Source organism: Pseudomonas sp. TMW22089 (assembly GCF_022496645.1).
In the GTDB taxonomy this organism is placed as follows: Bacteria; Pseudomonadota; Gammaproteobacteria; order Pseudomonadales; family Pseudomonadaceae; genus Aquipseudomonas; species Aquipseudomonas paraversuta.
Map to the genome: position 1 here is coordinate 65,575 of NZ_SCFG01000003.1, position 26,704 is coordinate 92,278.

31 protein-coding genes are annotated in these 26,704 nt (G+C 60.0%); 10 read left to right on the forward strand and 21 right to left on the reverse strand.

Translation table 11 applies throughout. From position 1 onward, the window contains the following. Positions 1-72: 72 nt before the first annotated feature. From EQV90_RS04435 to EQV90_RS04455, 5 genes are all read right to left on the reverse strand, one after another. Complete coding sequence (locus EQV90_RS04435; RefSeq protein WP_004419756.1) at positions 73-324, reverse strand: YfhL family 4Fe-4S dicluster ferredoxin; 252 nt, start codon at positions 322-324, stop codon at positions 73-75. 99 nt (positions 325-423) lie between these two features. After that, positions 424-906, reverse strand: a complete 483-nt coding sequence (gene coaD, locus EQV90_RS04440) for a pantetheine-phosphate adenylyltransferase (RefSeq protein WP_004419754.1) — start codon at positions 904-906, stop codon at positions 424-426. Between the two features lie 115 nt (positions 907-1,021). Beyond that, positions 1,022-2,617, reverse strand: coding sequence for a GMC family oxidoreductase (locus EQV90_RS04445; RefSeq protein ID WP_004419752.1), 1,596 nt, complete (start codon positions 2,615-2,617; stop codon positions 1,022-1,024). Positions 2,618-2,732: 115 nt separating this feature from the next. Then, positions 2,733-3,278: a twin-arginine translocation pathway signal protein gene (locus EQV90_RS04450; RefSeq protein ID WP_240877791.1), complete on the reverse strand. Its 546-nt coding sequence runs from the start codon at positions 3,276-3,278 to the stop codon at positions 2,733-2,735. A gap of 13 nt (positions 3,279-3,291) precedes the next feature. Beyond that, positions 3,292-4,722, reverse strand: a complete 1,431-nt coding sequence (locus EQV90_RS04455) for a coniferyl aldehyde dehydrogenase (RefSeq protein WP_160626575.1) — start codon at positions 4,720-4,722, stop codon at positions 3,292-3,294. 166 nt (positions 4,723-4,888) lie between these two features. Between EQV90_RS04455 and EQV90_RS04460 the strand changes: the two genes are divergently transcribed. Both EQV90_RS04460 and EQV90_RS04465 read left to right on the forward strand, forming a co-directional pair. Further along, entirely contained in the window at positions 4,889-5,557 is a 669-nt protein-coding gene (locus EQV90_RS04460) for a TetR/AcrR family transcriptional regulator (protein ID WP_004419748.1), read from the forward strand. A gap of 30 nt (positions 5,558-5,587) precedes the next feature. Next, positions 5,588-6,442 (forward strand): sulfurtransferase, encoded by an 855-nt coding sequence (locus EQV90_RS04465; protein WP_004419746.1) that lies wholly within the window; start codon positions 5,588-5,590, stop codon positions 6,440-6,442. 45 nt (positions 6,443-6,487) lie between these two features. Here the strand turns inward: EQV90_RS04465 and EQV90_RS04470 are convergent, their stop codons facing one another. From EQV90_RS04470 to EQV90_RS04490, 5 genes are all read right to left on the reverse strand, one after another. After that, complete coding sequence (locus EQV90_RS04470; RefSeq protein WP_240877847.1) at positions 6,488-7,336, reverse strand: AraC family transcriptional regulator; 849 nt, start codon at positions 7,334-7,336, stop codon at positions 6,488-6,490. Beyond that, the gene (locus EQV90_RS04475) at positions 7,336-8,325 is read right to left on the reverse strand and encodes a hydrolase (protein WP_004419742.1); all 990 of its coding nucleotides are present in this window, start codon (positions 8,323-8,325) and stop codon (positions 7,336-7,338) included. The genes EQV90_RS04470 and EQV90_RS04475 overlap by 1 nt, the downstream gene beginning before the upstream one ends. Before the next feature lie 186 nt (positions 8,326-8,511). After that, on the reverse strand, positions 8,512-9,120 hold the full coding sequence (rsmD, locus tag EQV90_RS04480) for a 16S rRNA (guanine(966)-N(2))-methyltransferase RsmD (protein ID WP_004419741.1): 609 nt from the start codon (positions 9,118-9,120) through the stop codon (positions 8,512-8,514). Then, positions 9,120-10,610, reverse strand: coding sequence for a pitrilysin family protein (locus tag EQV90_RS04485; RefSeq protein WP_240877792.1), 1,491 nt, complete (start codon positions 10,608-10,610; stop codon positions 9,120-9,122). Before EQV90_RS04485 ends, rsmD begins: the two co-directional genes overlap by 1 nt. Next, positions 10,603-11,958 (reverse strand): pitrilysin family protein, encoded by a 1,356-nt coding sequence (locus EQV90_RS04490; RefSeq protein WP_004419739.1) that lies wholly within the window; start codon positions 11,956-11,958, stop codon positions 10,603-10,605. Before EQV90_RS04490 ends, EQV90_RS04485 begins: the two co-directional genes overlap by 8 nt. A gap of 355 nt (positions 11,959-12,313) precedes the next feature. Between EQV90_RS04490 and ftsY the strand changes: the two genes are divergently transcribed. The 4 genes from ftsY (at position 12,314) to rpoH (ending at position 16,459) form a co-directional block, all read left to right on the forward strand. Then, positions 12,314-13,804: a signal recognition particle-docking protein FtsY gene (ftsY, locus tag EQV90_RS04495; RefSeq protein WP_240877793.1), complete on the forward strand. Its 1,491-nt coding sequence runs from the start codon at positions 12,314-12,316 to the stop codon at positions 13,802-13,804. After that, entirely contained in the window at positions 13,801-14,472 is a 672-nt protein-coding gene (gene ftsE, locus EQV90_RS04500; RefSeq protein ID WP_004419735.1) for a cell division ATP-binding protein FtsE, read from the forward strand. Before ftsY ends, ftsE begins: the two co-directional genes overlap by 4 nt. Further along, positions 14,469-15,491, forward strand: coding sequence for a permease-like cell division protein FtsX (ftsX, locus tag EQV90_RS04505; RefSeq protein ID WP_004419734.1), 1,023 nt, complete (start codon positions 14,469-14,471; stop codon positions 15,489-15,491). Before ftsE ends, ftsX begins: the two co-directional genes overlap by 4 nt. 113 nt (positions 15,492-15,604) lie before the next feature. Next, entirely contained in the window at positions 15,605-16,459 is an 855-nt protein-coding gene (gene rpoH, locus EQV90_RS04510) for an RNA polymerase sigma factor RpoH (RefSeq protein WP_004419731.1), read from the forward strand. A gap of 71 nt (positions 16,460-16,530) precedes the next feature. Here the strand turns inward: rpoH and mtgA are convergent, their stop codons facing one another. Beyond that, entirely contained in the window at positions 16,531-17,253 is a 723-nt protein-coding gene (gene mtgA, locus EQV90_RS04515; protein ID WP_029612693.1) for a monofunctional biosynthetic peptidoglycan transglycosylase, read from the reverse strand. A gap of 77 nt (positions 17,254-17,330) precedes the next feature. Here mtgA and EQV90_RS04520 point away from each other — a divergent pair, with 77 nt between their 5' ends. The 4 genes from EQV90_RS04520 (at position 17,331) to trmB (ending at position 19,558) form a co-directional block, all read left to right on the forward strand. Beyond that, entirely contained in the window at positions 17,331-17,702 is a 372-nt protein-coding gene (locus EQV90_RS04520; protein WP_010656711.1) for a DUF423 domain-containing protein, read from the forward strand. Positions 17,703-17,782: 80 nt separating this feature from the next. Beyond that, positions 17,783-17,983, forward strand: a complete 201-nt coding sequence (gene thiS, locus EQV90_RS04525) for a sulfur carrier protein ThiS (RefSeq protein WP_004419723.1) — start codon at positions 17,783-17,785, stop codon at positions 17,981-17,983. Between the two features lie 51 nt (positions 17,984-18,034). After that, complete coding sequence (locus EQV90_RS04530) at positions 18,035-18,829, forward strand: thiazole synthase (RefSeq protein ID WP_004419719.1); 795 nt, start codon at positions 18,035-18,037, stop codon at positions 18,827-18,829. Between the two features lie 9 nt (positions 18,830-18,838). Further along, entirely contained in the window at positions 18,839-19,558 is a 720-nt protein-coding gene (gene trmB, locus EQV90_RS04535) for a tRNA (guanosine(46)-N7)-methyltransferase TrmB (protein WP_004419716.1), read from the forward strand. Positions 19,559-19,673: 115 nt separating this feature from the next. Here trmB and EQV90_RS04540 read toward each other — a convergent pair whose 3' ends face one another. From EQV90_RS04540 to EQV90_RS04585, 10 genes are all read right to left on the reverse strand, one after another. Continuing rightward, positions 19,674-19,997: a DUF3392 domain-containing protein gene (locus EQV90_RS04540; protein WP_004419711.1), complete on the reverse strand. Its 324-nt coding sequence runs from the start codon at positions 19,995-19,997 to the stop codon at positions 19,674-19,676. A 9-nt stretch (positions 19,998-20,006) separates the two neighbouring features. Next, positions 20,007-21,221, reverse strand: a complete 1,215-nt coding sequence (hemW, locus tag EQV90_RS04545) for a radical SAM family heme chaperone HemW (protein ID WP_004419708.1) — start codon at positions 21,219-21,221, stop codon at positions 20,007-20,009. Next, positions 21,218-21,814 carry an RdgB/HAM1 family non-canonical purine NTP pyrophosphatase gene (rdgB, locus tag EQV90_RS04550; RefSeq protein WP_004419705.1) on the reverse strand — a complete coding sequence of 199 codons (597 nt, stop codon included), beginning with the start codon at positions 21,812-21,814 and terminating at the stop codon, positions 21,218-21,220. Before rdgB ends, hemW begins: the two co-directional genes overlap by 4 nt. Beyond that, a complete protein-coding gene (locus EQV90_RS04555; RefSeq protein WP_236010223.1) occupies positions 21,814-22,212 on the reverse strand; it encodes a DUF4426 domain-containing protein in 399 nt (132 codons plus the stop codon). The genes rdgB and EQV90_RS04555 overlap by 1 nt, the downstream gene beginning before the upstream one ends. Positions 22,213-22,256: 44 nt before the next feature. Then, entirely contained in the window at positions 22,257-22,877 is a 621-nt protein-coding gene (gene metW, locus EQV90_RS04560) for a methionine biosynthesis protein MetW (RefSeq protein ID WP_004419699.1), read from the reverse strand. 7 nt (positions 22,878-22,884) lie between these two features. After that, positions 22,885-24,024 (reverse strand): homoserine O-acetyltransferase, encoded by a 1,140-nt coding sequence (locus EQV90_RS04565; protein ID WP_004419696.1) that lies wholly within the window; start codon positions 24,022-24,024, stop codon positions 22,885-22,887. A gap of 199 nt (positions 24,025-24,223) precedes the next feature. Beyond that, complete coding sequence (locus tag EQV90_RS04570; RefSeq protein WP_004419693.1) at positions 24,224-24,517, reverse strand: DUF167 domain-containing protein; 294 nt, start codon at positions 24,515-24,517, stop codon at positions 24,224-24,226. After that, positions 24,517-25,104, reverse strand: a complete 588-nt coding sequence (locus EQV90_RS04575; RefSeq protein ID WP_240877794.1) for a YggT family protein — start codon at positions 25,102-25,104, stop codon at positions 24,517-24,519. Before EQV90_RS04575 ends, EQV90_RS04570 begins: the two co-directional genes overlap by 1 nt. Before the next feature lie 10 nt (positions 25,105-25,114). Then, the gene (proC, locus tag EQV90_RS04580) at positions 25,115-25,933 is read right to left on the reverse strand and encodes a pyrroline-5-carboxylate reductase (protein ID WP_240877795.1); all 819 of its coding nucleotides are present in this window, start codon (positions 25,931-25,933) and stop codon (positions 25,115-25,117) included. A gap of 33 nt (positions 25,934-25,966) precedes the next feature. Then, positions 25,967-26,653, reverse strand: a complete 687-nt coding sequence (locus EQV90_RS04585; protein WP_004419686.1) for a YggS family pyridoxal phosphate-dependent enzyme — start codon at positions 26,651-26,653, stop codon at positions 25,967-25,969. Positions 26,654-26,704: the final 51 nt, after the last annotated feature.

Sequence of the window (26,704 nt, forward strand, 5' to 3'; positions counted from 1 at the left end):
GGAGCTGGCTGACCAGAGATTCAGGCACTGTGGCTTTTCAGGTTCGGCGCATTAAAGCAATGGCCGACAAGGTCAGGCCTTGCCGGTGATTGCCTTGTATTTGGCCATCAGCTGTTCTTCGGTTTCCGGGTGGGCTTCATCCAGCGGGATGCAGTCAACCGGGCAGACCTGCTGGCATTGCGGCTCATCGTAGTGGCCCACGCACTGGGTACACAGGTTCGGGTCGATCACATAGATCTCTTCGCCCTGGGAAATGGCAGCGTTCGGACACTCGGGTTCGCAGACGTCGCAGTTAATGCAATCGTCGGTGATGATCAGGGACATGGGTACTCCTGCCGGGGCGCTCGGCCCGGGCAACTGAAATCGAATGCGGCAATTGTGCCGCATTGGCGCCCGCAGTGCACGCGGGCGCCGCTTCAGCGGTCACTTCTTGCGAAAGCGCTCGGTGAGGGCATCGGCCACGGCCGGGTGCACGAATTTGTTGATATCGCCACCTAATGCCGCGATTTCCCGGACCAATGTCGACGAAATGAACGAATAACGCTCTGACGGCGTGAGGAACAGACTTTCGACGTCGGGGGCCAGTTGGCGATTCATGTTCGCCAGCTGGAACTCGTATTCGAAGTCCGACACGGCACGCAGGCCACGCAGAAAGACATTGGCGTTCTGTTCTTTGGCAAAGTGCGCGAGCAGCGTCGAGAAGCCGACTACCTCCACATTGGGCAGGTGCTTGGTGACTTCACGTGCCAGCTCCACACGCTGTTCCAGAGGGAATAGCGGGTTTTTTTTGGTGCTGGCAGCGACAGCAATGATCACGTGATCGAACAGGCGCGAGGCGCGTTCGACCAGATCGCCGTGGCCCTTGGTAATAGGGTCAAATGTACCTGGGTACAACACTCGGTTCATCGCGTCGTCCTGGCGGGAATCCGTTGGGGAGTCGGATGGTATCGCAGCATTCCCGGTCGGCCAAGTCGCCATTCGCAGAAGAAAGCACTATAGACGTGGCCAATTAACTACTTTTTCACGGATTTTTCAGGCGCGCGGCCAGCTCTGTTGCCAGTTTCGCCGTGAGCCCGTACACCGACAATTGCGGGTTGGCCCCAATGCTGGTGGGGAATAAAGAGCCATCGTGGACCGATACATTACCCAATTGATGATGGCGCCCAAGGCTGTCGGTAACCGCCAGTTGCGGGTTTTCGCCCATTGCACAGCCACCCATGACATGGGCACTGGCAAGGCGGGTGCGATACAACTCAAGGCTCAAACTGTCGATTCGGTCACGTGTCTGGCCAAGGCTGGTCATGTATTGCGCATCACTGTGCAGCGGCATGACGGCGCTGGCGCCTGCCGCGAACTGGATCTCGGCCATGCTGTGGAGGGCACGCTTGAGACCGTCCCAGACGTAGGGCGTGAGGCTGTAATCGAGCACCGGACTGCCATCAGCACGCAACTCGACACTGCCGCCGGGGCTGTCGGGATGAAAACCGTCGCGCATCAACGCCAGCATCATATGGGTATTGGGCAGTTGCGCCATGTGCCCGGCGCTGGTCTGGCCAAAGCTGGCAAAAATTGTGGCTGCCAGGGCCGGATGCAGCGGCGGCACCTCGAGTTTGTAGCCCATGGGCCCGCTGGTGCCGTCTTTCCACTGAAAATGATCGGAGTAAATCGATTGCGGGGCGCCGTAAAACGGATTGATGGCCGCAGGAAACTGCGCCGCAGAAAAGTTGACCAGGTGCAGAAACGTCCGTTTACCGAGTCGTCCGTGGGGGTCGGGTGCCTCGGAACGCAGCAGCAGGCCGGGGGTGTTGATGCCGCCGCCGGACAGCACATAGTGCCGGGCCTTGACCATGATTGTGCGGCCGGTGGGCGCCACGCAGCGGCTGTCCATGGCCTGGCACTCCAGCCCGGTAACCTGGTCGCCGCTGATCAGCAGCCGCCGGGCGCGGGTCAGATACAGCAATTCGCCGCCCTGTTCGAGGGTGGCGGGGATGGTGGTCACCAGCATCGATTGTTTGGCATTGGTCGGGCAGCCCATGCCGCAGTAGCCCAGGTTCCAGCAGCCGCGCACATTGCGCGGGATCACATGCCAGCTGTAGCCGAGCTTTTCGCAACCGGTGCGGATCACCTCGTTATTGGCGTTGGGCGGGATCAGCCAGGGCGCGACGCCAAGCCGCTGTTCCATCTGCTCGAACCATGGTGCCATCTGCGCCTCACTGTGGCCGGCGACCGCGTGTTCCCGGGCCCAGTGCTCCAGGGTGGGGGCGGGGGTGCGAAAGCTTGAAGTCCAGTTGACCAGGGTCGTACCGCCCACGGCCCGGCCCTGGAGGATGCTGATGGCGCCGTCTTTGCTCATGCGCCCGACGCCTTCCTGATAAAGACTGGAGTAGGCCTCGTCTTCCAGCAGCCTGAAATCACTGCTGGTCCTGAGCGGGCCCTCCTCGATCAGCAAGACCCTGTAACCGGCGGCACTAAGAATCTCGGCCGTGGTGCCGCCGCCTGCACCGCTACCCACAATCACCACATCGGCTTCGAGCGTCAGGTCGCTGTCGAGTTGCGAGCCATCCCGGGTTTTCCAGCCTCGGGCCATGCCTTCGCGGAACGGATCAGGTACGGGCATAAAGGACTTCCATGGTGGCAATGGGGTTTGTAGGAGCGAGCTTGCTCGCGAGCTCTTCGTCGCCGCGTTTAACAGCTCGCGAGCAAGCTCGCTCCTACGGGTTGTACGGGGTCAGTCAGATCTTCGGCGGGCCCGGATACCCGCACCCGGCCCAGGATTCGGGGCGTTCGTACCAGCTCATCATCACCAGTTGCACCAGCGAGCCGTGGCCCATGCGCAGCAGGTTCAGGCTGCTGTTTTGCCAGCGTTGCAAAAAATCCTGAATCTGTTCGGGGTTGGCGCTCTCCCAGCCACCCCAGACCCCGGTCAACGGGCCCCGTGTTACCGGCATGGCCAGCACATCGAACAGTTGCCGAGTCAGCTTGAGCAGTTCGGGGGACAAGTGAGCAAGGTTGTGGTCCAGCTGATGCAAGGTGGCATCTGCCGCACCGGGAACAGCCGGGGCGCCCACGCTACCCGCAAGCATCACCGGGATCAGTGCCCGCAAAAAAGTCAGATCACTGCTGCGCAACAAGGCGAAGCCGCTGGCGCTACTGCCGGGCGAGCAGCCACTCAGACTGGCGCCGAGCCCGGCGCAGGTCAAAAATGCACTGGCCCACAGGCCGACTTTCAGTACGCCCCGACGCGATAGCAGAACCTCTTCAACCCTCAATTCAGGCATGGGCCACCTTCGACTAGCGGATAAACAGCTTCTGGATCAGGCGTACCAGTTGGCGGCCATAAGGCGGGTAAATCATCAGCGAGCTGTTGAGGCGCTGTTTAACCAGCACCCCCTTGGCTTTGCTGAAGGTCACAAAGCCTTCATGACCGTGGTAATGGCCCATGCCGGAATGCCCTGCACCGCCAAACGGCAGGTCGTCGATGGCCACATGCAGCAGGGTGTCATTGATGCACACGCCGCCAGAGTGGGTGTGCAGGATGACCCGCTGCTGCTCGGGCTTGTTGTAGCCGAAGTAGTAAAGCGCCAGCGGGCGCGGTCTGGCATTGATGTAATCCAGCGCTTGCTGCAGGTCGCCGTAGGCCACGACGGGCAGTAGCGGGCCGAAGATTTCGTCCTGCATCACCTGCATCTCGTCGTTTACATCCAGCAGCAGGGCGTGGGGCATGCGCCGCCCCTGGCCTTGCTCGTACAGCGGTATCAGGCGTGCACCCTTCAGAGTGGCATCGGTTTGCAGGCGATCAAGGCGCGCCAGTTGGCGTTCATTGATGATTGCGGTGTAGTCCGGGTTGTCGATCAGGGTCGGATAAAAACTGTGCACGGCCTGGCGGTAGGCCTCAACAAAGTCATCGACCCGGTCTCGCGGCACCAGCACGTAATCCGGAGCGATGCAGGTCTGCCCGGCGTTGAGGGTTTTGCCCCAGGCGATACGTTGGGCAGCATCCTTGAGCGGTACATCGGCCGATACGATGGCTGGCGACTTGCCGCCCAGCTCCAGGGTTACCGGGGTCAGGTTGTCGGCAGCTGCCCGCATGACCTGCTTGCCTACGTGGGTCGAGCCGGTGAACAGCAAGTGATCAAATGCCAGACCGGAGAATGCCACCGCCACATCGGCTTCACCCAGTACTACGGCAACCATGTCTTCGGGGAAGATGCGCCCCAGCAAGTCCTTGAGCCAGTGCCCTGTGGCCGGGGTGAACTCGCTGAGTTTGAGCATTACCCGGTTACCCGCCGCCAATGCCCCGATCAAAGGGCCCATGGCCAGGTACAGCGGGTAGTTCCACGGCACGATAATGCCGATTACGCCCAGGGGCTGATACACCACTTTGGCGCTGGCCGGCTGGAACATCACCCCTACGCTGCGGGACGAGGGCTGCATCCAGCGCTTCAAATGCTTAAGGGTGTAATCAATGCTGTGCAGGCTGGGCATCAGCTCGGCAAACAGGGTTTCGTCAGGGCTGCGGTGGCTGAAGTCCTGGCTGATGGCGTCGATCAGCACTTCGCGCTCATCACTCAGTAACTTGCGCAAACTTTTCAACCATTGCTGGCGCTGGGCGAGTGGCGGATAGGGGTGAGCCGCATAAGCCAGACGTTGGGTGTCGAGCAGGGAATGGAGATCGCTCAGCACGGCTGAGGCGTCTTGGCGGGGGGCGCTGTCGACAGACATGGTTTGCTCCGGGCGGAAGGCTTGCGGGTTATTTTTATTTGAGAGCAATCATGCTTTTAGAGCCTATGCTCTAAGCTGTCAATGAGGGGCGCTTATCCGTGAGGTTTAACGATGACGGGTAAGGTCGTAAGATGTCTTTCGTTTTTCATTAAAGCCCAAGAAGCCCATGGCCCCACGAATAAAAACCAGCCAGCGCATCGTCAATAGCAGTCTGGAGCTGTTCAATCAGCTGGGCGAGCGCAGTGTGAGCACCAACCACATTGCCGCGCACATGGAAATTTCACCGGGCAATCTGTATTACCACTTCCCTAACAAGCAGGCGATCATCTCGGTATTGTTCAGCGAGTATGAGGCGTTGGTGTTGAGGTTTCTGCGCCCGCCCGAAGGGCGTATGGCCAGTGTTGAAGACAAGCGTCAGTACTTGCAGCAGTTGCTGGATGCCATGTGGCGCTATCGCTTTTTGTACCGTGATATCGAGCACTTGCTGCACAGCGACACTGAGCTTGCCGCCCGTTACCGGGTCTTTTCCCAGAACTGTCTGCGTCAGGCGCAAGCGATTTACCGCGGTTTTGTCGATGCCGGGCTTATGTGCATGACCCCCCTGCAAATCGAGTCGCTGACCCTTAACGCGTGGATCATTCTCACCTCATGGGTCAGTTTTCTGTGTACTACCCGGGAGAACAACGATCAGCTCAGTGAGCAGGCCATCAAGCGCGGGGTGTATCAACTGCTGGTCCTGGAATCGGGCTTTGTCACCGCTCAGGGCCGGGCAGACTTCGATGAACTGATCAAGGATTACTACGTCCCGCTGGAGCACGCGCTGCACGTTCAATAAATGCATTTCACCCCCTCACAGGAGTTCCCTATGCCCGTCGCGCAACTGATCAGCCCCCAAGCCCTGAGCGAACGCCAGGAACTGCCCGGTCTGGTTATTCTGGATTGCCGTTTCGCCCTTGAAGACCCCGACTATGGTCGTTGCAGCTATGCCGAAGGGCATATAGCCGGTGCGCAATTTGCTGACCTTGAACGTGATTTGAGCGGCCCCGTGATCAAAGGTGTAACGGGCCGTCACCCGTTGCCCGAGCCACAGGTGTTGCTTGAGCGACTGCGCGCATGGGGCATCAATGACGACAGCGATGTGGTGCTGTATGACGACGGTCCGGGGGTCTATGCCGCCCGGGCATGGTGGTTGCTGACCTGGCTGGGCAAGCGCGATGGCGTGTTTATCCTCGATGGCGGCCTCAAGGCCTGGCATGGTGCAGGTTTCCCGCTGAGTCTGGATGCTGTGGTCAAGCCCCGTGGCAACCTGGAAGGCAAGCTCGACAAGCGTTTGCTGGTCGATGCCGAGCACTTGCACAAGCGCCTGGGCGATCCGGACCTGACCTTGATCGACGCCCGTGCCCGACCACGTTTTCGCGGCGAAGTTGAACCTATCGACCCTGTTGCCGGGCATATTCCGGGTGCGCAATGTGCAGCGTTCAGCGAGAACCTCGACAGCAGCGGGCGTTTTTTACCTGCCGATCAACTCAAAAAGCGTTTCGCCGAGCAGCTCGGCGGTCGTTCTGCGCAAGAGCTGGTGGCCTACTGCGGATCCGGCGTGACGGCGTGCCATAACCTGTTTGCACTGGGGTTGGCCGGTTATCCGCTGGGTAAGCTCTATGCGGGGTCGTGGAGCGAATGGATCAACGATCCTGAGCGGGGCATTGCTACCGGCGATTGATGCCCGCGCTGTAACCTGGTCGCTGCCCAGGCGCGAAGGCTGCGACTACGGGTGTTTATGGGCACTGGCTGCGCGATAGGCGCCGGGGCCCACACCGTAGACTTTCTTGAATTGCCGGCTCAGATGGCTTTGATCGGCAAAACCCAATTGCGTAGCCACTTGCAGCGGCAAACAACCCTTTTTCAGCAAGGCTCTGGCGTGGGCAATACGTTGCTGCATCAGCCAGGTGTGCGGTGGCATGCCCGTCGCGCGTTGAAACACCCGGGCCAAATGGAACGCCGACAGATTGACCGCCGCTGCCAGCTGTTCCAGGGAGGGCGGTTCGGCGAGACGGGCCTGCAGCAGCTCCTTGGCCTGACGTACGGCGCGATGTTCAATGCCCGGCTTGGCCGGCATTGGCAGGCGGGCATGGCGATTGAGCAGCGCCAGCATCATTTGTCGCCAGACCGTTTGTTGATGCAGTGCCGACTCCGGGCCTTCGAGCAATTGGTGCAGCCGGCACAAGCCGTTGAACAGGTCGGGGTCGTGAATCAGGGTGTCATTGAAGGTCGGCAAGTGCATGCCGGGCAAGCCGAGCTCTTCCAGCAGGCCGTGAAGTTGCGCGTTGTCGGGATAGAACGCCCGGTAGCGCCAGCCGGCATCATGGCCTTTGTGCCCGTTGTGCCCGTTGTGCACTTCGTCCGGGTTGATCAGAACCAGGGTGCCGGAGCAGGCCAGATGCTCAGCCCCGCGATAACGATAGCGCTGGGCCCCGTCCATGATCATGCCGATCACAAAACCATCATGCACATGGGGTACGAAGCGGTGTTCGATATAGCGCGCGGTGAGCAACTCGACACCTGTCAGCGGTGGCGTTTGCCAGAACCGGATCGACTCACCCTGCTCGCTGCTCATTACCCGGGCCCGGGCCTGAGGCTCGCCAGCCATTGCGGGATGCGCCGTTCGAGGTAGTAGCCCGGGGTTTTAAGGGAGCCTTCGATAAATCCGACATGGCCCCCCCTGGCATGCAGCTCAAGTGTGGTGCACCCGGACAGTTCGCTGGCCTCGGGGATGCTGTGTTTGAACACGAACGGGTCGTCCACGGCGTGGATAATCAGGGTCGGAGTGTCGATGGCGGCCAAAAAGTACCGGCTGGAGGCGCGACGGTAGTAGTCATCGACATTCAGGTAACCGTTGAGTGGTGCGGTGACCCGGTCATCGAACTCCCAAAAGGTGCGCATTTTGCGCAGCGATTTCAGGGAGCCCAGGTTGTCCAGCGTGGCCAGCGGCTCATGCCGGGCATCGTGGCGAAACTGCCGCTGCTTGTTCGTGACATAGACCAGCATTTCACGCATGAAATGCGCCTGGTAGACCTTGGAGAAACCCTGGCCAATCCGGTCGGCGCACTGGTCGAGGCGAAACGGCACCGACACCGCCACCGCACCCTGCAAGCCACTCTCGTTGCCGCTTTCACCCAGGTATTTGAGCAATACGTTGCCGCCCAGTGAATAGCCGACGGCGAACAGCGGGGCCAGCGGATGGGTGGCGCGCAAGTGTGCCACGGCTGCCGCCAGGTCTTCGCTGGCGCCGGAGTGATAACTGCGCGCCAGCAGATTGGGTTCGCCGGAGCAGCCGCGCCAGTTCAGGGCGACACTGGTCCAGCCTTGCGTGGCGAGGGCCCTTTGCTGGCCGGCGACATAGTGCGACGCCGATGAGCCGGTCAGGCCATGCAATACCAGCACTATGGGTGCATCGGTTGAAGGGGTGCCGTGCCAGTCCAGATCGAGAAAGTCACCATCTGCCAGCCACAGGCGCTCGCGGCGGTGTTCAACCACCGGCCGTTTGCGCCACAGCGGGCCCCACAGGGTTTGTAAATGGGGATTGCGCAGGCCATGGGCCGCCATGAACGATTCAGGAAGTGATACAGGGGCAGCTAAGGATGGCACTGGAATTCTCTTGCGCTAACTGATGCAGTGATTGGCTAGCTTGCCACAACAGCGGCCCGAGACAGTAGTCGTTGACGAAGTAAGAGGCGGTGAACGCGCCTGATGCACCACGGGGTTTGAATAAACCCCGTGGGCATGGCGTTGTTACTCTGCGGCGGCTGTTGGCGCTGCTTCGCGCTCCCACAGGGCGTAATTCACGCCGCCGGCCTTTTGTTCACGGTGCAGGCGCCAGTTGGCAGGCAGGCCCAGCTCCGAAGGACGGCGCTCGCTTTCGGTGTAGATCCAGGCGTTGTCAGCCAGCCAACCGTTCTGTTCCAGCAGGTCGCATGCCGGCTTGAGCAGGTCCAGGTTGAAAGGCGGATCGAGGAACACCACGTCAAACACTTCGGTCGCAGGCGTCGCCAGGTAGTTCAGGGCGTTGGTCTGCTGAACTTCGCCGGTGGTACAGCGCAGGATGCCCATGTTTTCGCGGATGTTGGAAATCGCATCGCGGTTGCTGTCCAGAGCCACGCCTTTGGCTGCGCCGCGTGACAGTGCCTCCAGGAACAGCGCGCCGCTACCGGCGAACACGTCCAGCACCTTGGCGCCGACGATGTCCGGGGTCAGCCAGTTGAACAGGGTTTCACGTACACGGTCCGGCGTCGGGCGCAGACCTTCTACGTGGGGGAAGTCCAGCTTGCGGCTGCGCCATTCCCCGCCAATGATGCGTAACTGACCAGCACCCGAGTGCGATGTGTTTTTAGGCTTTGCCATTAATGCTCCGGAACCCCAAGAGGTTGCTCTGAAGGTTTATCGGTAGGAGGTGGCAGTGGTTTTTGCGGCACAGTTGGTCCGGCGGTCACCACGACCAGTTTGTCGGCGCTCAGGTGCTTGTTCATGGCGTCCTTGACCTGCTCTTTAGTCAGGCTTTGGGACTGCTGCATGAAGGTTTCCAGATAGTCCAGAGGCATATCATAGAAGCCCATTGCGCCCAGTTGGCCGACGATTGCCGCGTTGCTGGCATTTGACAGCGGGAAGCTGCCCGCCAATTCACGCTTGGCATCGTCGAGTTCTTTTTGCGTCGGACCGTTTTTCAGGTAGTCAGCCAGAATGTCTTGCACCAGTTTGAGCGTACCTTCGCTCAATTCGGCACGGGTCTGCAGGTTGATCATGAACGGCCCGCGTGCCTGCATCGGGCTGAAGCCGGAATACACGCCGTAGGTCAGGCCGCGTTTCTCGCGTACTTCAGTCATCAGGCGCGTACCGAAGCCACCGCCACCGAGAATGCTGTTACCCAGGGCCAGTGCGGCATAGTCCGGATCGTCGCGGTCAATTCCCAGCTGGGACAGCAGCAGGTGGGTCTGCTTGGACGGAAATTCGATGTGGGTCTGGCCGGCCTTGGGTTCGCCGGGCTCTACGGTTTTGGCGACTGCAGGGCCTTTGGGCAGCGCGGCCGACACTTGAGCGGCCATGGCTTCGGCTTCTGCGCGAGACAGATCGCCAACGATCGCGATCACCGCGTTGCCGGCGGTGTAAGCCTTGTTGTGGAACGCCTTGAGCTGATCGATGGTGACTTCAGCGATGCTTTGAGCGTTGCCATCGCTGGCGTGGGCATAAGGGTGATTACCGTACAGACGCTTGAACAGTTCATCGCTGGCCAGCTTGCCCGGGTCCTGCTTCTGGTATTCAAAGCTGGCGAGCAACTGGTTTTTGATCCGCGCCAGGGAGTCGGCCGGAAAGGTTGGCTGGCCAACCACTTCGGCAAACAGGTTGAGCGCCGGTGTGCGCTTGGCCGGGTCACTCAAGCTGCGCAATGACACTACAGCCATGTCGCGATAGGCCCCGTTGCCGAAATCCGCACCCAGGCTTTCAAAGCCCTGGGCGATGGCCCCGACGTCCTTGCCTGCCACGCCCTCATTGAGCATGGCGTTGGTCAGCAGTGCCAGGCCCGGGGTGTTTTCGTCCTGGCTGCTGCCGGCGGCGAAGGTCAGGCGCAGGTCGAACATCGGCAGCTCGCGGGCTTCAACGAACAGAACTTTGGAGCCTTCGGCGGTTTTCCAGGTTTGTACATTCAATGCCCGATGGCTGGGGGCCTTGCCGTCGAGTTCGGTCAGAGACTCGAGCTTGTGCTCGGCCTTGGCCTGATCCAGTGCCTGGCTGGCCACGGAGACCGAGGGGCTGACGAAATAGTAGCCGAGTACGCCGGCCAGTATTGCAGCGCTCAGGCCGAGCAGGGCGTAGCGGGAACCTTTACGCTCACTCATGGGTTTTCTCCTCGGGCAGTACATGCGCAACGCTGAGGCGGTCGCGAGTGAAATAAGTGCGGGCGGCTTGCTGGATATCGGCCGGGGTGACCTTTTGCAGGTCTTGCAGCTCGGTATCCATCAGCTTCCACGACAGGCCCACGGTCTCCAGCTGGCCAATCGAGGTGGCCTGGCTGGTGATCGAGTCGCGCTCATAAACCAGGCCTGCGATCACCTGGGCGCGCACTCGCTCCAGTTCCTGTGGCGATGGCGGGGTTTTTTTCAGGTCATCGAGCATGCGCCACAAGCCGGCTTCGGCCTGGGCCAGAGTGACTTTTTTCTGGCTGTTGGGCATTGCCGAAAGCATGAACAGGCTGTCGCCACGGGTGAAGGCGTTGTAGTTGGACGAAGCGCCCGACACCAGCTCTTCGCCGCGCTCCAGCTGGGTTGGCATACGTGCACTGTAGCCACCGTCCAGCAGTGCCGAAATGAGGCGCAGGGCGTTGGCAGTAACCGGGTCTTTGGCGGTGGCAATGCTTGGCACGTTGAAGCCCAGGATCAGGCTTGGCAGTTGGGTCTGCACGTGGATCTTGAGCAGGCGCTCACCGGGGGTCGGCAGTTCCAGCGGGACTTTGGCGACAGGCACTTCGCGTTTGGCCACCTGGCCGAAATAGCGCTGGGCCAAGGCTTTGACTTCATCCGGTGTTACGTCTCCCACCACCACCAGGGTGGCGTTGTTCGGTGCGTACCACTCCTCATACCAGGCGCGCAGTTCGCCAACGCTCATGCGCTCCAGGTCCACCATCCAGCCGATGGTCGGCGTGTGATAACCACTGGACGGGTAGGCCATGGCGCTGAACAGTTCGAAGGCCTTGCTCATCGGCTGATCGTCGGTACGCAGGCGGCGTTCTTCTTTAATGACCTCGATCTCGCGCTTGAACTCTTCAGGCGGCAAGCGAAGGCTGGCCATGCGGTCGGCTTCGAGCTCGAAGGCAACCGCCAGGCGGTCGCGGGCCAATACCTGGTAATAGGCGGTGTAGTCATCGCTGGTGAAAGCGTTTTCCTGGGCGCCGAGGTCGCGCAGGATCAACGAGGCTTCGCCGGGGCCGACCTTGTTACTGCCTTTGAACATCATGTGTTCAAGAGCATGGGACAGGCCGGTCTTGCCCGGGGTCTCGTAACTGGAACCCACTTTGTACCAGACCTGGGACACCACCACTGGCGCGCGATGGTCTTCGCGCACGATGACCTTCAGGCCATTGTCCAGGCGAAACTCGTGGGTGGGTTGCTGGTCGGCCGCCAGGGCCGAAAGCGGGAGCAAAACTGTGCTGAGCAACAGGCCAGCAGCGCGGCGGGCTAGAGCATTCATTCGTTTTTAAACCTGTTGGGCTGCCCGCTTGGCCTTAGCGTCAGCGGGTGAGGAGGTGCTAGGATACTGATCCGTTTTACTGGCGGCCACGCCTATCAGGCCTTTGACGATCAGACGACGATTGATCGGGCAGTATAGGAGCCAGCCTGGAAGTGTGAATGTATCCCGGTAAATTTAGCTTTTTTGCCGATTTTCCCGTTCCAGTTCCGAGTTAAGACGAAGTTTCAGGGGTGTGATTTACCCTCTGATCAAGGTGCGTGCGAACGAGCTGACAAAAAAACAGTCTGTTTCACACCGAATATTATTTGCCGGGGCGCCACAGTGGCGCTTCGCTACGATGAGATAGCCGTCCTCCATGTTTGGTTCCAACGACGACAAGAAGAACCCAGCTGCGGCTGGCGAGAAAAAAGGCCTGTTCGGATGGCTGCGCAGAAAGCCGCAGGAAACCGTCGTTGAGCAGCCTGCACCCGCACCCGAAATCACCCCTGAGCCGTTGATTGAGGCCACTCCGGTGGTTGTCGAGTCAACGCCTGAAGTGGTTGTGGTTGCACAGGCGCCTGCTGTTGAATCGCCAGCCGCTGCCGAGCCATGGCCGCCGCTGCCAGTGCCCGAGGAACCCGTTGCGCTGGTCAAGGACCTGCAGGCGCCGTATATCGTGCCTTCCATTCCGGAACCGGAGATCGAGGTCGCGGTCAGCGCCCCGGTCATCGCGCCGGAGCCTGTGGTCGAAGTGCTTGAAGTGCTTGAAACCTTCGTCGAGCCTGTTGCACCAGAGCCAGAGCCAGAGCCAGAGCCAGAGCCAGAGCCAGAGCCGGTCGTAGTTGTCGAGCCGCAAGCTGTTGCTGCGCCTGTGGTCCCTGCTCCAGCAGTTGCGGCTCCGGTGGTGGTAGCTGAAGCTCCAGCTGCGCCAGCCAAGGTCGGCTTCTTTGCCCGCCTCAAGCAGGGGCTGTCGAAAACCAGCGCCAGCATCGGCGAAGGCATGGCCAGCCTGTTCCTGGGCAAAAAAATCATCGATGACGATCTGCTCGACGAGATTGAAACCCGCCTGCTCACCGCAGACGTTGGTGTTGAAGCCACCTCGGTGATTATCAAAAACCTGACTCAAAAGGTTGCGCGCAAGCAGCTGACCGACGCCGATGCACTGTACAAGTCGTTGCAGGCCGAGCTGGCTGCCATGCTCAAACCGGTAGAGCAGCCGCTGAAAATCGAAGCGAAAAACAAGCCATTCGTCATTCTGGTGGTCGGCGTCAATGGCGCGGGCAAGACCACCACCATCGGCAAGCTGGCGAAAAAGCTCCAGCTTGAAGGCAAAAAAGTCATGCTCGCCGCCGGCGATACGTTCCGTGCCGCCGCGGTCGAGCAGTTGCAGGTGTGGGGGGAGCGCAACAATATCCCGGTGATCGCCCAGCACACTGGCGCCGACTCGGCTTCGGTGATTTTTGACGCCGTGCAAGCCGCCAAGGCGCGGGGCATCGACGTGTTGATCGCCGATACTGCCGGACGCCTGCACACCAAAGACAACTTGATGGAAGAACTGAAAAAAGTTCGCCGGGTGATCGGCAAGCTCGACGAAGACGCCCCGCACGAAGTGCTGCTGGTACTGGATGCCGGCACCGGGCAGAACGCGATCAGCCAGACCAAGCAGTTCAATCAGACCGTGGCCCTTACCGGCCTGGCGCTGACCAAGCTGGATGGCACGGCCAAGGGCGGGGTGATCTTCGCCCTGGCCAAGCAGTTCAATATTCCTATTCGTTTTATCGGTGTCGGCGAAGGCATCGATGATCTACGGGACTTTGAGTCCGAACCCTTTGTCCAGGCTCTGTTTGCGGAGCGGGAGCGTCCATGATTCGTTTCGAGCAGGTCGGTAAGCGCTATCCAAATGGACACGTGGGCCTGCACGAGCTGAGCTTTCGGGTCCGTCGCGGCGAGTTCCTTTTTGTAACCGGTCATTCCGGCGCAGGTAAAAGCACCCTGCTCCGGCTGTTACTGGCTATGGAGCGCCCGACCACCGGCAAACTGCTGCTGGCGGGGCAGGATCTGGGGCAGATCAGCAACGCGCAAATTCCTTTCCTGCGCCGTCAGATCGGTGTGGTGTTCCAGAACCACCAACTGCTGTTTGATCGCACGGTGTTCAATAACGTGGCCTTGCCGCTGCAGATTCTCGGGCTGTCCAAGCCTGAAATCGCCAAGCGTGTCGACTCGGCACTTGAGCGTGTGGCGCTGTCGGACAAAACCGATCTGTATCCCGGTGACTTGTCCACGGGCCAGCAACAACGCGTCGGTATTGCCCGGGCCATCGTCCATCGTCCAGCCTTGCTGCTGGCCGACGAACCCACCGGCAACCTCGACCCGCGTCTGGCGGCGGAAATCATGGGCGTATTTGAAGACATCAACCGTTTGGGCACCAGCGTACTGATCGCCAGCCATGACCTGGCGCTGATTGCACGCATGCGCCACCGCATGCTCACCCTGCAGCGCGGGCGATTGATTGGCGACGGGGAGGCCGCGCAATGAGTGCGACACGCGGCTCCAAGGTTTCCGAACGTGTAGCACCCAAGGCCGCAGATCCGCAGCCGGCCAGGAAAAAGCATGACGATGACGATGGCCCCGGTTTCTCGATGTTGTTCCGGGCCTGGGTTGAGGCCCATCGCGCCAGTTTGCTCGACAGCCTGAAGCGTCTTGGCAAGCAGCCGATTGGCAGCTTCTTCACCTGCCTGGTGATGGCAGTCGCGCTGAGCTTGCCAATGGGGCTCTCGCTTTTGCTTAACAACGTCGAGCGTCTGGGCGGTTCGTGGCAGCGTGCGGCGCAGATTTCGCTGTACCTGCAACTGGATGCCGACAGCTCGCAAGGCGAGCAATTGAGTAATCAGATAAAAGGTATGGCTGGCGTGGCTGACGCTGAATTCATCAGCCGCGAAAAGGCCCTTGAAGAGTTCCAGCAGCAATCCGGCTTGGGGGAAGCGCTCAAAGAGCTTCCGGATAATCCGTTGCCGGGCGTGGTGCTGGTGACCCCGAATGAGGTCGATAAAGCCACCCTCGAGGCTCTGCGCGAGCGTCTTTCGGAGTTGCCGAAAGTGCAACAGGCGCAACTTGATCTAGTCTGGGTCGAGCGTCTGGCGGCCATTCTGAAATTGGGTGACCGCTTTGTGTTTGGCTTGACGGTCTTGCTGGTATCGGCTTTGCTGCTGGTTATTGGTAATACGATTCGTTTGCATATCGAGAATCGTCGTATCGAAATCGAAGTCATCAAGCTGGTCGGCGGCACTGACAGTTATGTGCGCAGGCCTTTTCTTTATATGGGTGCGCTTTATGGTTTTGGCGCCGGGGTGCTTTCCTGGGGCGTATTGGCATTCGGCTTGAACTGGCTCAACGACGCGGTAGTCGGGTTGGCCGGGTTGTATGGCAGCAGTTTTGCCCTGGCCGGTGTGCCAGTAGCCGATGGTCTGTCTCTCTTGCTTGGCGCGGTGCTGTTAGGGTATATCGGTGCATGGATTGCAGTAGCGCGTCACTTACGTGAGCTTTCGCCTAAGTAGTTTCTTTTTGCCTGTTGACCTTTTCAGCTTTTTTTGGGAACTTTTTCCTGAGTTTCCGGTCAACTTTCGCAGTGCTGAACTGCACGAGTTATGTGAGACGGAGGTTTATTCGTATGACCACTTCTTTGCAACCTGCGTATGCGTTGGTCCCTGGTGCGAACCTTGAGGCCTATGTAAACACGGTGAACAGCATTCCACTGCTGACACCGGAGCAGGAGCGTGAACTGGCCGAGAGTCTCTACTATGAGCAGGATCTTGGGGCGGCTCGGCAGATGGTGCTCGCCCACCTGCGTTTTGTTGTACACATTGCCCGTAGCTATTCGGGCTATGGCCTGGCTCAGGCTGACCTGATCCAGGAAGGCAATGTCGGCCTGATGAAGGCGGTCAAACGCTTTAACCCTGAAATGGGCGTGCGTCTGGTGTCGTTCGCCGTGCACTGGATCAAGGCAGAGATCCACGAGTTTATTCTGCGTAACTGGCGGATCGTGAAAGTTGCGACCACCAAGGCTCAGCGCAAACTGTTCTTCAACCTGCGCAGCCAGAAAAAACGTCTGGCCTGGCTGAACAATGATGAAGTTCATCGTGTGGCTGAAAGCCTCGGTGTAGAGCCTCGCGAAGTTCGCGAGATGGAAAGCCGTCTGACTGGCCATGATATGGCGTTCGACCCGGCAGCCGAAGCTGACGACGACAGTGCATTCCAGTCGCCAGCCAACTACCTGGAAGACCACCGGTACGATCCGGCACGTCAACTGGAGGATGCTGACTGGACTGATAACTCCACCAGCAACCTGCATGAAGCGCTGGAAGTGCTTGATGATCGCAGCCGCGACATTCTGTATCAGCGCTGGCTGGCTGAAGAGAAAGCTACGCTGCATGACCTGGCACAGAAGTACAACGTGTCTGCCGAGCGGATTCGTCAGCTGGAAAAAAGCGCGATGAACAAGCTCAAACTGTCGATCGCCGCCTAAACGGGCTCGACAAAAAAACGCCCCGGCTCTAACGAGTCGGGGCGTTTTTGTTTGTCCCTGCGGGAGCCGGCTTACTCGGCCCAGGGCGCCTTGCGCGAAGTGTTCAGGGTATCGAGGTAGCTGTCGCCGCCCAGCTGGCGCATTTGTCGCTGTATCCAGCTGGCGCGGCGGCTGACGTACGGGCTAGGTCGACCGGCACTCCAGTTGCGCGGATTGGGCAGTACGGCGGCCAGGTAGCTGGCTTGCTGACGGCTCAATCTGGCGGCACTCACGCCAAAGTGATGCTGGGCCGCGGCCTCTGCACCAAATACTCCCTCATCCCACTCTGCGCTGTTGAGGTACACCTCGAGGATCCGCTGCTTGGGCCAGAGCACCTCGATCAACCCGGTGAACCAGGCCTCCAGCCCTTTGCGCAGCCAGCTTCGACCCGACCATAGAAACAGGTTTTTCGAGACTTGCTGGCTCAGCGTACTGGCACCGCGTAACGTCCCGCCCCGTTCGTTATGAGCGAAAGCGGCGCGGATGGCGCTGAAGTCAAAGCCCCAGTGCTCGGCGAATTTCTGATCCTCGCCAGCAATGACCGCGACTTTAAGTTCGTCGCTGATTTCATCCCACGGTCGCCAGCTGCGTTGCAGGTCAATGGGCTCGCCGTCGAACCATGAGTCGACCTTGCGCTCGACCATCAGCGCAGTGCCGGGCGGCGGGACCCAGCGAAAGATCAGCACCAGCAATGCGCTGCCCGCTGCGAACCAGAGCAGGGCTTTGAGAAAGCGATGAACAAGAATACGCAGCATAGATGGCTTGGCCGAACCCGTTGAGCGGGCCATTATACAGACCCTGCGCCATTCCATAGTCCTGACGGGAGTTAACCATGTTGCGCGTGTTTCTGATGCTGGCCGCCTTTTTCGGCTTCACCGGTGTGGCCCTTGGCGCATTCGCGGCCCATGGCCTGAAAAGCCGCCTGAGCGAGCAATACCTGGCCATTTTTCATACAGGGGTTACCTACCAGTTGGTGCATACCCTGGCCCTGCTCGGTGTAGCCCTGCTCGCCACTCAGCTGCCGGGTCGCCTGGTGACGTGGTCCGGTGTCTTTTTCGCCCTGGGCATCGTACTGTTTTCCGGCAGTTTGTATCTGCTGACCCTGACGGGTATCAGCAAACTGGGGATCATTACGCCCATCGGTGGTCTGGCTTTTCTGGCCGGATGGTTATGCCTGGGCATTGCCGCCTGGCGCTTGAGCTAAGTCCGCAAGATGAATGGCTTGGGTCGACCTGACTGATCGGGATAGAATGCTGGCCCCTTAAAATGAAGGCAGCGTCGCGCATGCGCATTCAGTTGAACGGTGAACCTTTTGAACTGCCGGACGGCGAGACCGTCGCCAGCCTGTTGGCGCGCCAGGAACTGACCGGGCGTCGAGTGGCTGTCGAGCTTAACCTGGACATCGTCCCGCGCAGTCAGCACGCCGGGACGGTGCTCAAAGAAGGTGACCAGGTCGAAGTGGTGCATGCCATCGGTGGTGGCTAGTCCCCCCGCTTAACCCATTCCCGCGGTGCACACAATTACAGAGGATTCCCGATGAGCAATGTTCGCAGCGACAAGCCTTTTATCCTGGCTGGCCGTACTTATCAGTCGCGCCTGTTGGTGGGTACTGGCAAGTACCGCGACATGGAAGAAACCCGCCTTGCCATCGAGGCATCGGGTGCTGAAATCGTCACCGTCGCCGTGCGTCGTACCAACATCGGGCAAAACCCTGGCGAGCCGAACCTGCTCGATATCCTGCCACCGGATCGCTATACCATCCTGCCGAACACGGCCGGTTGCTATGACGCGGTAGAAGCCGTACGCACCTGCCGCCTGGCCCGTGAGCTGCTCGACGGCCACAATCTGGTCAAGCTGGAAGTACTGGCGGATCAGAAAACCCTGTTCCCCAATGTGATCGAAACCCTCAAGGCCGCAGAGATCCTGGTCAAGGAAGGTTTCGACGTGATGGTGTACACCAGCGATGACCCGATCATCGCCCGCGAGCTCGAGGCCATGGGCTGCATCGCCGTGATGCCGCTGGCCGGGCTGATTGGCACCGGTTTGGGGATCTGTAATCCCTACAACCTGCGGATCATCCTTGAAGAAGCAAAAATTCCGGTGTTGGTGGATGCGGGCGTGGGTACTGCCTCCGACGCCACCATTGCCATGGAAATGGGCTGCGAGGCGGTGCTGATGAACTCGGCCATCGCCAATGCCCAACACCCGATCATCATGGCCGAAGCCATGAAACACGCCATTGTGGCGGGCCGTCTGGCGTATCTGGCCGGACGCATGCCGAAAAAACTCTATGCCAGCGCCTCTTCGCCGCTGGATGGTCTGATCAAGTAAGAGCCACTGATGACTGAATCACTCGACACCCCAACCCCGGAAGAAGGCGAAGATCGCCAGCACCGTCGCATCAAGAGTTTTGTGATGCGCGCCGGGCGTATGACCGAAGGCCAGCAACGTGGCCTTGACCAGGGCACGCCGCTGTACGTGCTGCCGCTGGCTGATGCGCCGGTCGATTTCGACCAGGTATTCGGCCGCTCGGCGCCGCGGACCCTCGAAATCGGTTTCGGCATGGGCCACTCCTTGCTGGAAATGGCGGCTGCTTCGCCTGAGCAGGACTTTATCGGGGTTGAGGTTCACCGTCCGGGTGTCGGCGCGCTACTCAATGGCGTACTGACCCAAGGGCTGACCAACCTGCGGGTTTACGATTGCGATGCGATCGAAGTACTGACCCGTTGCGTGGCCGACAACAGCCTGGATCGCCTGCTGCTGTTCTTCCCGGACCCGTGGCACAAGAGCCGTCACCACAAGCGCCGTATCGTGCAGGCTTCCTTTGCCGAACTGGTGCGTTCCAAGCTCAAGGTCGGCGGTGTGCTGCACATGGCCACCGACTGGGAACCCTATGCCGAATACATGCTGGAAGTGATGAACGTCGCGCCGGGCTATCGCAATCTGGCCGAAGATGGCCGTTGTGTACCGCGTCCGACCGAGCGTCCGGTGACCAAGTTCGAACGCCGCGGCGAACGTCTTGGGCATGGCGTGTGGGATCTGAAGTTCGAAAAACTGTAAGCGCCAACCTTTGTGGGAGCTGGCTTGCCAGCGATGGCATCAACGCGGTCTGACTGTAAACCGCGTCGTCTGCATCGCTGCCAAGCCAGCTCCCACAATGTTTTCAGTCTTCGCATCAGCGCCGGTCAGCCACAACCCCGATCAACACCAGCACCACCAACAACACCGGCGCCAGGCTGTAGTTGTTGAACTGGCCGAGGCCGCGTTCGACCCAGGGCGTGGCGTAAATCAGAGCCGCACCGCTGCCCACCAGGCACAACAAGGCCATCAGGGGCACACGCAAGGCGCCGGCAACACTTCCCAGACGTTGTTCGACCCAACCTTTGAAGTCGGCACCGAACAGCACCAGCAAGCAGCCGATCAGGGCCAGCGAGATCTCCGAGAGGTGGCTGCGGCTCCAGCGCGATACGGTAGCAAGCAGGTCTAGTACCAAGTCCATTCGAGTTCCTTAGATCAGAAAGTGCTGCAGCAAGTCGTTGAGAAACAGCTGGCCCCGGGCAGTTGCTGCCAGGCGTGACGGTTCGACCTGCAATAGGCCGCTTTGTTCGGCAGCATCGCGTCCGCTTTTCAAGCTTTCGAGTGCCAGCCCGGTACGCTCGGGGTAGAGCGCAGCATCGACGCCATCGGTCAGGCGCAAGGCGTTCATCAGAAACTCAAACGGTAGCTCTTCGGCAGTCAGAACTTTCTCGCCCGCCTGGAAGTTTTTGCCCGGGTTCAGGTAATCCTTCGGCAGGCGGGTTTTCCAGGTGCGGATTATGCGGCCATCGGGATGGCTCAATTTGCCGTGGGCGCCAGCACCGATACCGATAAAGTCGCCAAAGCTCCAGTAGTTCAGGTTATGCCGCGCCGGGCGACCCGGCTGGGCGTAGGCCGAAACTTCGTACTGGGCATAGCCGTGTTCGGCCAGCAGTGCCTGACCGGCTTCCTGAATGTCCCACAGAGTGTCGTCCTCAGGCAGGACCGGCGGCTGGTTCCAGAACACCGTGTTGGGTTCCAGCGTCAGTTGATACCAGGACAGGTGTGTCGGCTGCAGGGCGATAGCCTGGCGCAAGTCGCTCAGGGCGTCGTCCAGCGACTGATCGGGCAAACCGTGCATCAAGTCCAGGTTGAAGTTATCAAAGCCGGCCAGGCGCGCCATACCGGCCGCACGTACGGCCTCGTCACCGTTGTGGATGCGGCCCAGTGCTTCGAGCTTCTCTTGCTGGAAGCTCTGGATACCTATCGACAGCCGGTTGATCCCCAGCTTGCGGTAAGCCACGAACTTTTCCTGCTCGAAAGTACCGGGGTTGGCTTCCAGGGTGATTTCGATATCGCTGGCGAACGCAATTCGCGCTTCGACACCCTTGAGCAGGCGCCCCAGGGACCGGGCGCTGAACAGGCTTGGTGTACCGCCGCCGAAGAAGATCGAACTCAGCTCGCGGCCATACACCGCGTGCAGGTCCTGATCGAGGTCGGCCAGCAGTGCGTCGACGTACTCGTCTTCAGGCAGCACCGGGCTGGCGGTGTGGGAGTTGAAGTCGCAATACGGGCATTTGCGCACGCACCACGGAATATGGATGTACAGCGACAGGGGCGGCAATTGCGTCAACGGCGCGCGTGGCGCCTGCTGAGTAAAGCCAGCCGCACCCAGATAGAGCGGCTGTGGAGGAGTGTCGTGGGTCATTTCAGGCCCAGACGCTGACGCAGCAGGACCATGGCACGGGCCCGATGGCTCAGCTGGTTTTTTTCGCCCGGGCTGAGGTCGGCACTGGAGCAATTGCGCTCCGGAACCCAGAACAACGGATCGTAACCGAAACCGTGCGCACCGCTGGCGGCAGGCAGGATGCGCCCGTGCCACAAGCCTTCGCAGATAATCGGCAACGGATCTTCGGCGTGCCGGACCAACGCCAGCACGCAGACAAATTGCGCGCCGCGTTCGGCTTCGGGTACGTCCTTGAGGGCCTCGAGCAGCTTGGCGTTGTTGGCCGCATCACCCTTGCCGTCGGCGTAGCGGGCCGAGTAAATACCCGGCGCGCCACCGAGAAAATCCACCGCCAGCCCGGAGTCGTCGGCCAGTGCCGGCAAACCCGAGATACGCGCGGCATTGCGCGCTTTAAGAATCGCGTTTTCAACGAACGACAAGCCGGTTTCTTCCGGCTCAACGCTGCTGAATTCTCCAATCGAGCGCAACTGCACCGACTCGCCGAGCATGGCCTGAAGTTCTTTGAGTTTGCCGGCGTTGTGGCTGGCCAGTACCAGTTGCGTGAAGTTGATCATTAGAGCGGAGCGACCTCTTGGGAGTAATCGATGGATTTGGTTTCGCCGTTGACCTTGAGCTCGATATCGAAAATGAAGGTGGCAGGCTGATTGACCGGGAATTGAGCGAAGTAGTCGATCGCCCCCTTGTCATCAATCACTTGCTTGAAGGTCAGGGGCCGGGCCTTTTTCTCGCCTTCGACGCGCACGGTACCCTTGACGGTGGTGGCGACTTTTTTACCGGCGGTGTCCAGATTGATATTCAGGCCACCCAGTTGTTTGCTGCGTTCCAGTTTGTATTTGGCTGCAATTTCAGGCGACAGGAAGTCCGACATATAGGCGTTGTAATACACCTTGGTGCCGCCGACCGTGGCCTGGCCAGCCGCCATGGCCTGCATGGCGAAGCACATTGAAAGCATTAGTAATCCAATACGACCCATCGTCTTTCTCCTTGAGCGCTGATTTAAACCGCGACCTGATGATCCTGAAGGCCGGGGCTGCTGACACGATAAATGCCAATCTCGCCCAACAGGTTAGGCCATAACTTGCTGGCCCACCCGTGGCGGTGCTGCTGATCGACAGCAAGGCGGTTGATCACCCGGGCTTCGCGACCTCGGCACAGCTCTTCAAAGTCTTCGAAGGTGCAGAAGTGGATGTTCGGCGTGTTGTACCAGGTGTAGGGCAGAAACTCGGATACCGGCATCCGGCCCTTGCTGGCCAGGTACCAGCGGCAGCGCCAGTGGCCGAAGTTCGGAAAGGTAATGATGCACTGGCGCCCGACGCGCAGCATTTCGTCGAGAATCCGGTCGGGGTAGTGCACGGCCTGCAGCGCCTGGGTCATGACCACGATATCGAAACTGTTGCTGGCGAAGTTGCCCAGCCCCTTGTCCAGATCCTGCTCAATGACGTTGATGCCCTTGGCGACGCACTCGGCGATATTGTCCGGGTCGTTTTCCAGGCCATAGCCGGTGACTTGCTTGTTGTCGCGCAGCCAGCTCAGCAGTTCGCCATCACCACAACCAAGGTCGAGCACGCGGCTGCCGGCGGGGATCCAGTCTTGGATGATTTCCAGGTCGGCTCTCATGGCGTTCTCACAGTTCTATGCGGTTCATGTAATTACTGAAGGCTTGCAGGTAACGCGGGATCGGGATCAGGAAGGCGTCATGGCCTTGCGGAGCATCGATCTCCAGATAGCACACGTCTTTCTTCGCCGCCATCAGGGCATCCACCAGTTCCCGTGAGCGCGCGGGCGAGAAACGCCAGTCGGTGGTGAATGACATCACGCAAAAGCGCGCCTTGGCTGAGGCGAAGGTTTTGGCCAGGTCGTCATCGAAGTTGGCCGCCGGGTCGAAGTAGTCCAGCGCCTTGGTCATCAGCAAATAAGTGTTGGCGTCAAAGCGCCCGGAGAACTCTTCACCCTGATAACGCAGGTAGCTTTCAACCTGGAACTCCACGCTGTGGAAGTCGTAGTTGAGGTTTTCGTTCTTCAGGCCACGGCCAAATTTCTCGCCCATCGAGTCATCGGACAGGTAGGTGATGTGCCCGACCATGCGCGCCAGCATCAGGCCGCGCTTGGGAATTACGCCCTTTTCCTGGAACGAACCACCGTGGAACTCGGGGTCGGTGAGGATGGCCTGGCGAGCGACTTCGTTGAACGCGATGTTTTGCGCCGACAGTTTTGGCGCCGAAGCGATGGCCAGGCAATGACGCAGCCGGTCCGGGTAGCTGATGCTCCACTGCAGCGCCTGCATGCCGCCCAGGCTGCCACCGATGATGGCGGCCCACTGGTCGATGCCCAGCCGGTCAGCCAGGCGTGCCTGGCTGTGGACCCAGTCTTCAACGGTGAGTACCGGGAAATCGGCACCAAACGGGCGACCGGTTTCTGGATTGATACTGCTGGGGCCGGTAGAGCCATTGCAGCCGCCGAGGTTGTTCAGGCTGACGACGAAGAACTTGTTGGTATCGATAGGCTTGCCGGGCCCGATGCAACTGTCCCACCAGCCGGGCTTGCGCTCATCGATGCTGTGGTAGCCGGCAGCGTGATGGTGCCCGGAGAGGGCGTGACAGATCAGCACGGCATTGCTGGCCGTGGCATTGAGCTGGCCGTAGGTTTCGTAAATCAGGTCATAGGCAGGCAATGAACGGCCGCAGGCTAAAGCCAGGGGTTCGCTGAAGTGCGCCATTTGTGGCACAACCAGACCAACGGAATCGGGGGGAAAGGCGGCTGGCATCGACCCTGCTCTCTTTAAATGAGGCGTAAGTCTAATGAGCGGGGGAGTGGGCGGCAAGCAATGCTCCGGGCTGATTTCGGAGGCGCTCGAAGACTGCCTTTGCGGGAGCTGGCTTGCCAGCGATGCAGCCGACAACTTCGGCCTGGAAACCGCAATGATGCAATCGCCGGCAAGCCGGCTCCCACAGAAGAAACAGTATTCAGGCTGGCTTTGTCAGCCCCGGCAAATCCGGCAGTTTTTTCGGCGCGTGCAAGCGCACGCGTTTCTGCCGGTTGAGTTCACCGCTGATCAGGCTGACCTGACTTTTGGCTATACCGAACGCCTTGGCCAGAAAGGCCAGCAGATGGGCGTTGGCCTTGCCTTCTACCGGTGGGGCGGTGAGGCGGATCTTCAGACGTTCACCGTGCAGGCCGGCGAACTCATCGCTGCTGGCCTTGGGTTGCAGGTGGCAGTCGAGAATCAGGTCCTCGCCGTCCCAACGGAAGTAGCTCATCAGATCAGGCCGAACAACACGACCGGCATGCCGACATACATGGCCAAAGGCGGGATCAAGTAGCTCTGGATCAGCTGAATCACCATGAACGCCAGGATCGGCGAGATATCCAGCCCGCCCATGCTTGGCAGCATGCGGCGGAACGGCGCCAGGGCCGGCTCGGTGATCTGGTTCACCAGTTCGGCGCCCGGGCTGGTGCTACCAGGAGCAACCCAGGACAGGATCACGCTGATGATCAGGGCAAAGAAGAACACCTTCAAGAACAGCGCGGTCACGCCAATGATGGCCCAGGCCAGCAGCCCCAGAATGTTGAACGACATGTAGCTCAGGGTCAGCACTATGGCGAAGATCACCATTTGCACCAGAATCGCCAGCACCAGCGATGACATGTCCAGGCCAAACAGGCTCGGGATCACACGGCGCAGAGGCTTGAGCAGCGGCTGCGTGGCTTTGACCGTGAACTGGCACAGCGGGTTGTAGAAGTTGGCCCGTACCAGCTGCAGGATGAATCGCAGCAGGACGATCAGCAGGTAGAGGCTACCCAGGGTTTGAATTACGAAAATGGCAGCGCCATTAAGTCCAGACATCATGTGCTCCTTATTGACCCAGTTGTTCGGCCATTTCGGCCGAGCGGTGCGCGGCGGCACTCAATGCTTTTTCGACCGAGGCTGCAAAACCGTCGGCCTGGAATGATTTGATCGCAGCTTCGGTGGTACCGGCGGGCGAAGTTACGCGGCGGCGCAGCTCGGCGGCATCGACATCACTGGCCACGGCCATGTGCGCCGCCCCCAGCGCTGTCTGCTCGGCCAGTTGCCTGGCCACTTCGCGTGGCAGGCCGAGTTTGACCCCGGCGTCGGCCATGGCTTCGATCAGCAGGAAGAAATACGCCGGACCGCTGCCGGACACAGCAGTGACGGCATCGATCTGGGCTTCGGTGTCGACCCAGACCGCGATCCCGACGGCTGACAGCAAATCTTCAGCCTGCTGGCGCTGTTCGGCGGTAACGGCGGCAGTCGCGAACAGGCCGCTTACACCTTTACCGAGCAATGCCGGAGTATTGGGCATGCAGCGTACCAGCGGCTGGTTGCCCAGCCAGTTCTGCAGGCTGGTGCAGGTGATGCCTGCGGCAATCGAAATAAGCAACTGATGCGGTTCGAGATGCGCGCGCAGGTCCTGGCACACGGCTTTCATGACTTGCGGCTTGACCGCAATGACAATCACGTCAGCGTCCTGAACCGCCTGCGCGTTGTCGGCAAACAGTTCTATACCGTGCTCGGCCGAGACCCTGGCCCGGGTTTCGGCGCCCGGATCGCTGGCGCGGATCTGTGCGGCATCCAGACCTTTGGCCAGCAGGCCGCCGATCAGACTGGAAGCCATATTCCCGGCCCCGATAAAGGCAATACGCATGTTGCTCATAACAGATCCTTATAAAAATTGAGGTCGGTCTTATCAGGCCTGGCCGTAGTCGCGGGCACCAAACAGCGCGGTACCGATGCGTACCCAGGTGGCGCCTTGGGCAATGGCCGACTCCAGGTCGTGGCTCATGCCCATGGAAAGTGTATCGAGCCCCAGGTTCAGGCTTTGTTGCAGATCACGCACTGTTGCAAAGGCCGCGTCCTGCTCGGCCCGGTCCTCAGTGGGCTCCGGTATCGCCATCAAGCCGCGCAATTTCAGGCGCGGTAAGCCGTTGATGGCGGCTGCCAGTGCAGGCAAATCCTGCGGGGTACAGCCGGACTTGCTGGCTTCTCCACTGACGTTGACCTGGATGCAGATATTCAGTGGTTCCAGGTCTGCCGGGCGCTGTTCAGACAAGCGCTGGGCAATTTTCAGGCGGTCCACTGAGTGCACCCACGAAAAATGCTCGGCGATATCGCGGGTCTTGTTCGATTGAATGGGGCCGATGAAGTGCCAACTCAAGGGCAGGTCGGCTAATTCGACCTGTTTGGCACGGGCTTCTTGCAGGTAGTTTTCGCCAAAATCGCGAACCCCGGCGGCATAGGCTTCGCGCAGCGCTGCAGCGGGTTTGGTCTTGCTGACCGCGAGTAAGTGAATGCTCGTCACATCACGTTGCACAGCCAGTGCCGCGGCACGGATGCGTGCCTCAACTTCAGCGATGTTGTCAGCTATCGTGGACATTCGTTAAGCCCGCCGTTGTGAAAGTCTGCGGCATTCTACTGGAATTGGGAG

Excerpts from the sequence above, each read along its gene's own strand:
- EQV90_RS04470 (WP_240877847.1), bottom strand. The coding sequence starts at position 7,336 with ATGAGCAGCGAGCAGGGTGAGTCGATCCGGTTCTGGCAAACGCCACCG.
- EQV90_RS04585 (WP_004419686.1), bottom strand. The coding sequence starts at position 26,653 with ATGTCCACGATAGCTGACAACATCGCTGAAGTTGAGGCACGCATCCGT.
- EQV90_RS04565 (WP_004419696.1), bottom strand. The coding sequence starts at position 24,024 with ATGCCAGCCGCCTTTCCCCCCGATTCCGTTGGTCTGGTTGTGCCACAA.
- EQV90_RS04520 (WP_010656711.1), top strand. The coding sequence starts at position 17,331 with ATGTTGCGCGTGTTTCTGATGCTGGCCGCCTTTTTCGGCTTCACCGGT.
- EQV90_RS04455 (WP_160626575.1), bottom strand. The coding sequence starts at position 4,722 with ATGTCTGTCGACAGCGCCCCCCGCCAAGACGCCTCAGCCGTGCTGAGC.
- EQV90_RS04450 (WP_240877791.1), bottom strand. The coding sequence starts at position 3,278 with ATGCCTGAATTGAGGGTTGAAGAGGTTCTGCTATCGCGTCGGGGCGTA.
- EQV90_RS04485 (WP_240877792.1), bottom strand. The coding sequence starts at position 10,610 with ATGAGTGAGCGTAAAGGTTCCCGCTACGCCCTGCTCGGCCTGAGCGCT.
- EQV90_RS04445 (WP_004419752.1), bottom strand. The coding sequence starts at position 2,617 with ATGCCCGTACCTGATCCGTTCCGCGAAGGCATGGCCCGAGGCTGGAAA.
- EQV90_RS04540 (WP_004419711.1), bottom strand. The coding sequence starts at position 19,997 with ATGGACTTGGTACTAGACCTGCTTGCTACCGTATCGCGCTGGAGCCGC.
- EQV90_RS04460 (WP_004419748.1), top strand. The coding sequence starts at position 4,889 with ATGGCCCCACGAATAAAAACCAGCCAGCGCATCGTCAATAGCAGTCTG.
- mtgA (WP_029612693.1), bottom strand. The coding sequence starts at position 17,253 with ATGCTGCGTATTCTTGTTCATCGCTTTCTCAAAGCCCTGCTCTGGTTC.
- ftsY (WP_240877793.1), top strand. The coding sequence starts at position 12,314 with ATGTTTGGTTCCAACGACGACAAGAAGAACCCAGCTGCGGCTGGCGAG.
- rdgB (WP_004419705.1), bottom strand. The coding sequence starts at position 21,814 with ATGATCAACTTCACGCAACTGGTACTGGCCAGCCACAACGCCGGCAAA.
- EQV90_RS04465 (WP_004419746.1), top strand. The coding sequence starts at position 5,588 with ATGCCCGTCGCGCAACTGATCAGCCCCCAAGCCCTGAGCGAACGCCAG.
- EQV90_RS04555 (WP_236010223.1), bottom strand. The coding sequence starts at position 22,212 with ATGCTTTCAATGTGCTTCGCCATGCAGGCCATGGCGGCTGGCCAGGCC.
- trmB (WP_004419716.1), top strand. The coding sequence starts at position 18,839 with ATGACTGAATCACTCGACACCCCAACCCCGGAAGAAGGCGAAGATCGC.
- proC (WP_240877795.1), bottom strand. The coding sequence starts at position 25,933 with ATGAGCAACATGCGTATTGCCTTTATCGGGGCCGGGAATATGGCTTCC.
- EQV90_RS04575 (WP_240877794.1), bottom strand. The coding sequence starts at position 25,104 with ATGTCTGGACTTAATGGCGCTGCCATTTTCGTAATTCAAACCCTGGGT.
- hemW (WP_004419708.1), bottom strand. The coding sequence starts at position 21,221 with ATGACCCACGACACTCCTCCACAGCCGCTCTATCTGGGTGCGGCTGGC.
- ftsX (WP_004419734.1), top strand. The coding sequence starts at position 14,469 with ATGAGTGCGACACGCGGCTCCAAGGTTTCCGAACGTGTAGCACCCAAG.
- EQV90_RS04570 (WP_004419693.1), bottom strand. The coding sequence starts at position 24,517 with ATGAGCTACTTCCGTTGGGACGGCGAGGACCTGATTCTCGACTGCCAC.
- rpoH (WP_004419731.1), top strand. The coding sequence starts at position 15,605 with ATGACCACTTCTTTGCAACCTGCGTATGCGTTGGTCCCTGGTGCGAAC.
- thiS (WP_004419723.1), top strand. The coding sequence starts at position 17,783 with ATGCGCATTCAGTTGAACGGTGAACCTTTTGAACTGCCGGACGGCGAG.
- coaD (WP_004419754.1), bottom strand. The coding sequence starts at position 906 with ATGAACCGAGTGTTGTACCCAGGTACATTTGACCCTATTACCAAGGGC.
- EQV90_RS04475 (WP_004419742.1), bottom strand. The coding sequence starts at position 8,325 with ATGGCGGCCCATGGCCTGCGCAATCCCCATTTACAAACCCTGTGGGGC.
- EQV90_RS04530 (WP_004419719.1), top strand. The coding sequence starts at position 18,035 with ATGAGCAATGTTCGCAGCGACAAGCCTTTTATCCTGGCTGGCCGTACT.
- rsmD (WP_004419741.1), bottom strand. The coding sequence starts at position 9,120 with ATGGCAAAGCCTAAAAACACATCGCACTCGGGTGCTGGTCAGTTACGC.
- metW (WP_004419699.1), bottom strand. The coding sequence starts at position 22,877 with ATGAGAGCCGACCTGGAAATCATCCAAGACTGGATCCCCGCCGGCAGC.
- ftsE (WP_004419735.1), top strand. The coding sequence starts at position 13,801 with ATGATTCGTTTCGAGCAGGTCGGTAAGCGCTATCCAAATGGACACGTG.
- EQV90_RS04435 (WP_004419756.1), bottom strand. The coding sequence starts at position 324 with ATGTCCCTGATCATCACCGACGATTGCATTAACTGCGACGTCTGCGAA.
- EQV90_RS04490 (WP_004419739.1), bottom strand. The coding sequence starts at position 11,958 with ATGAATGCTCTAGCCCGCCGCGCTGCTGGCCTGTTGCTCAGCACAGTT.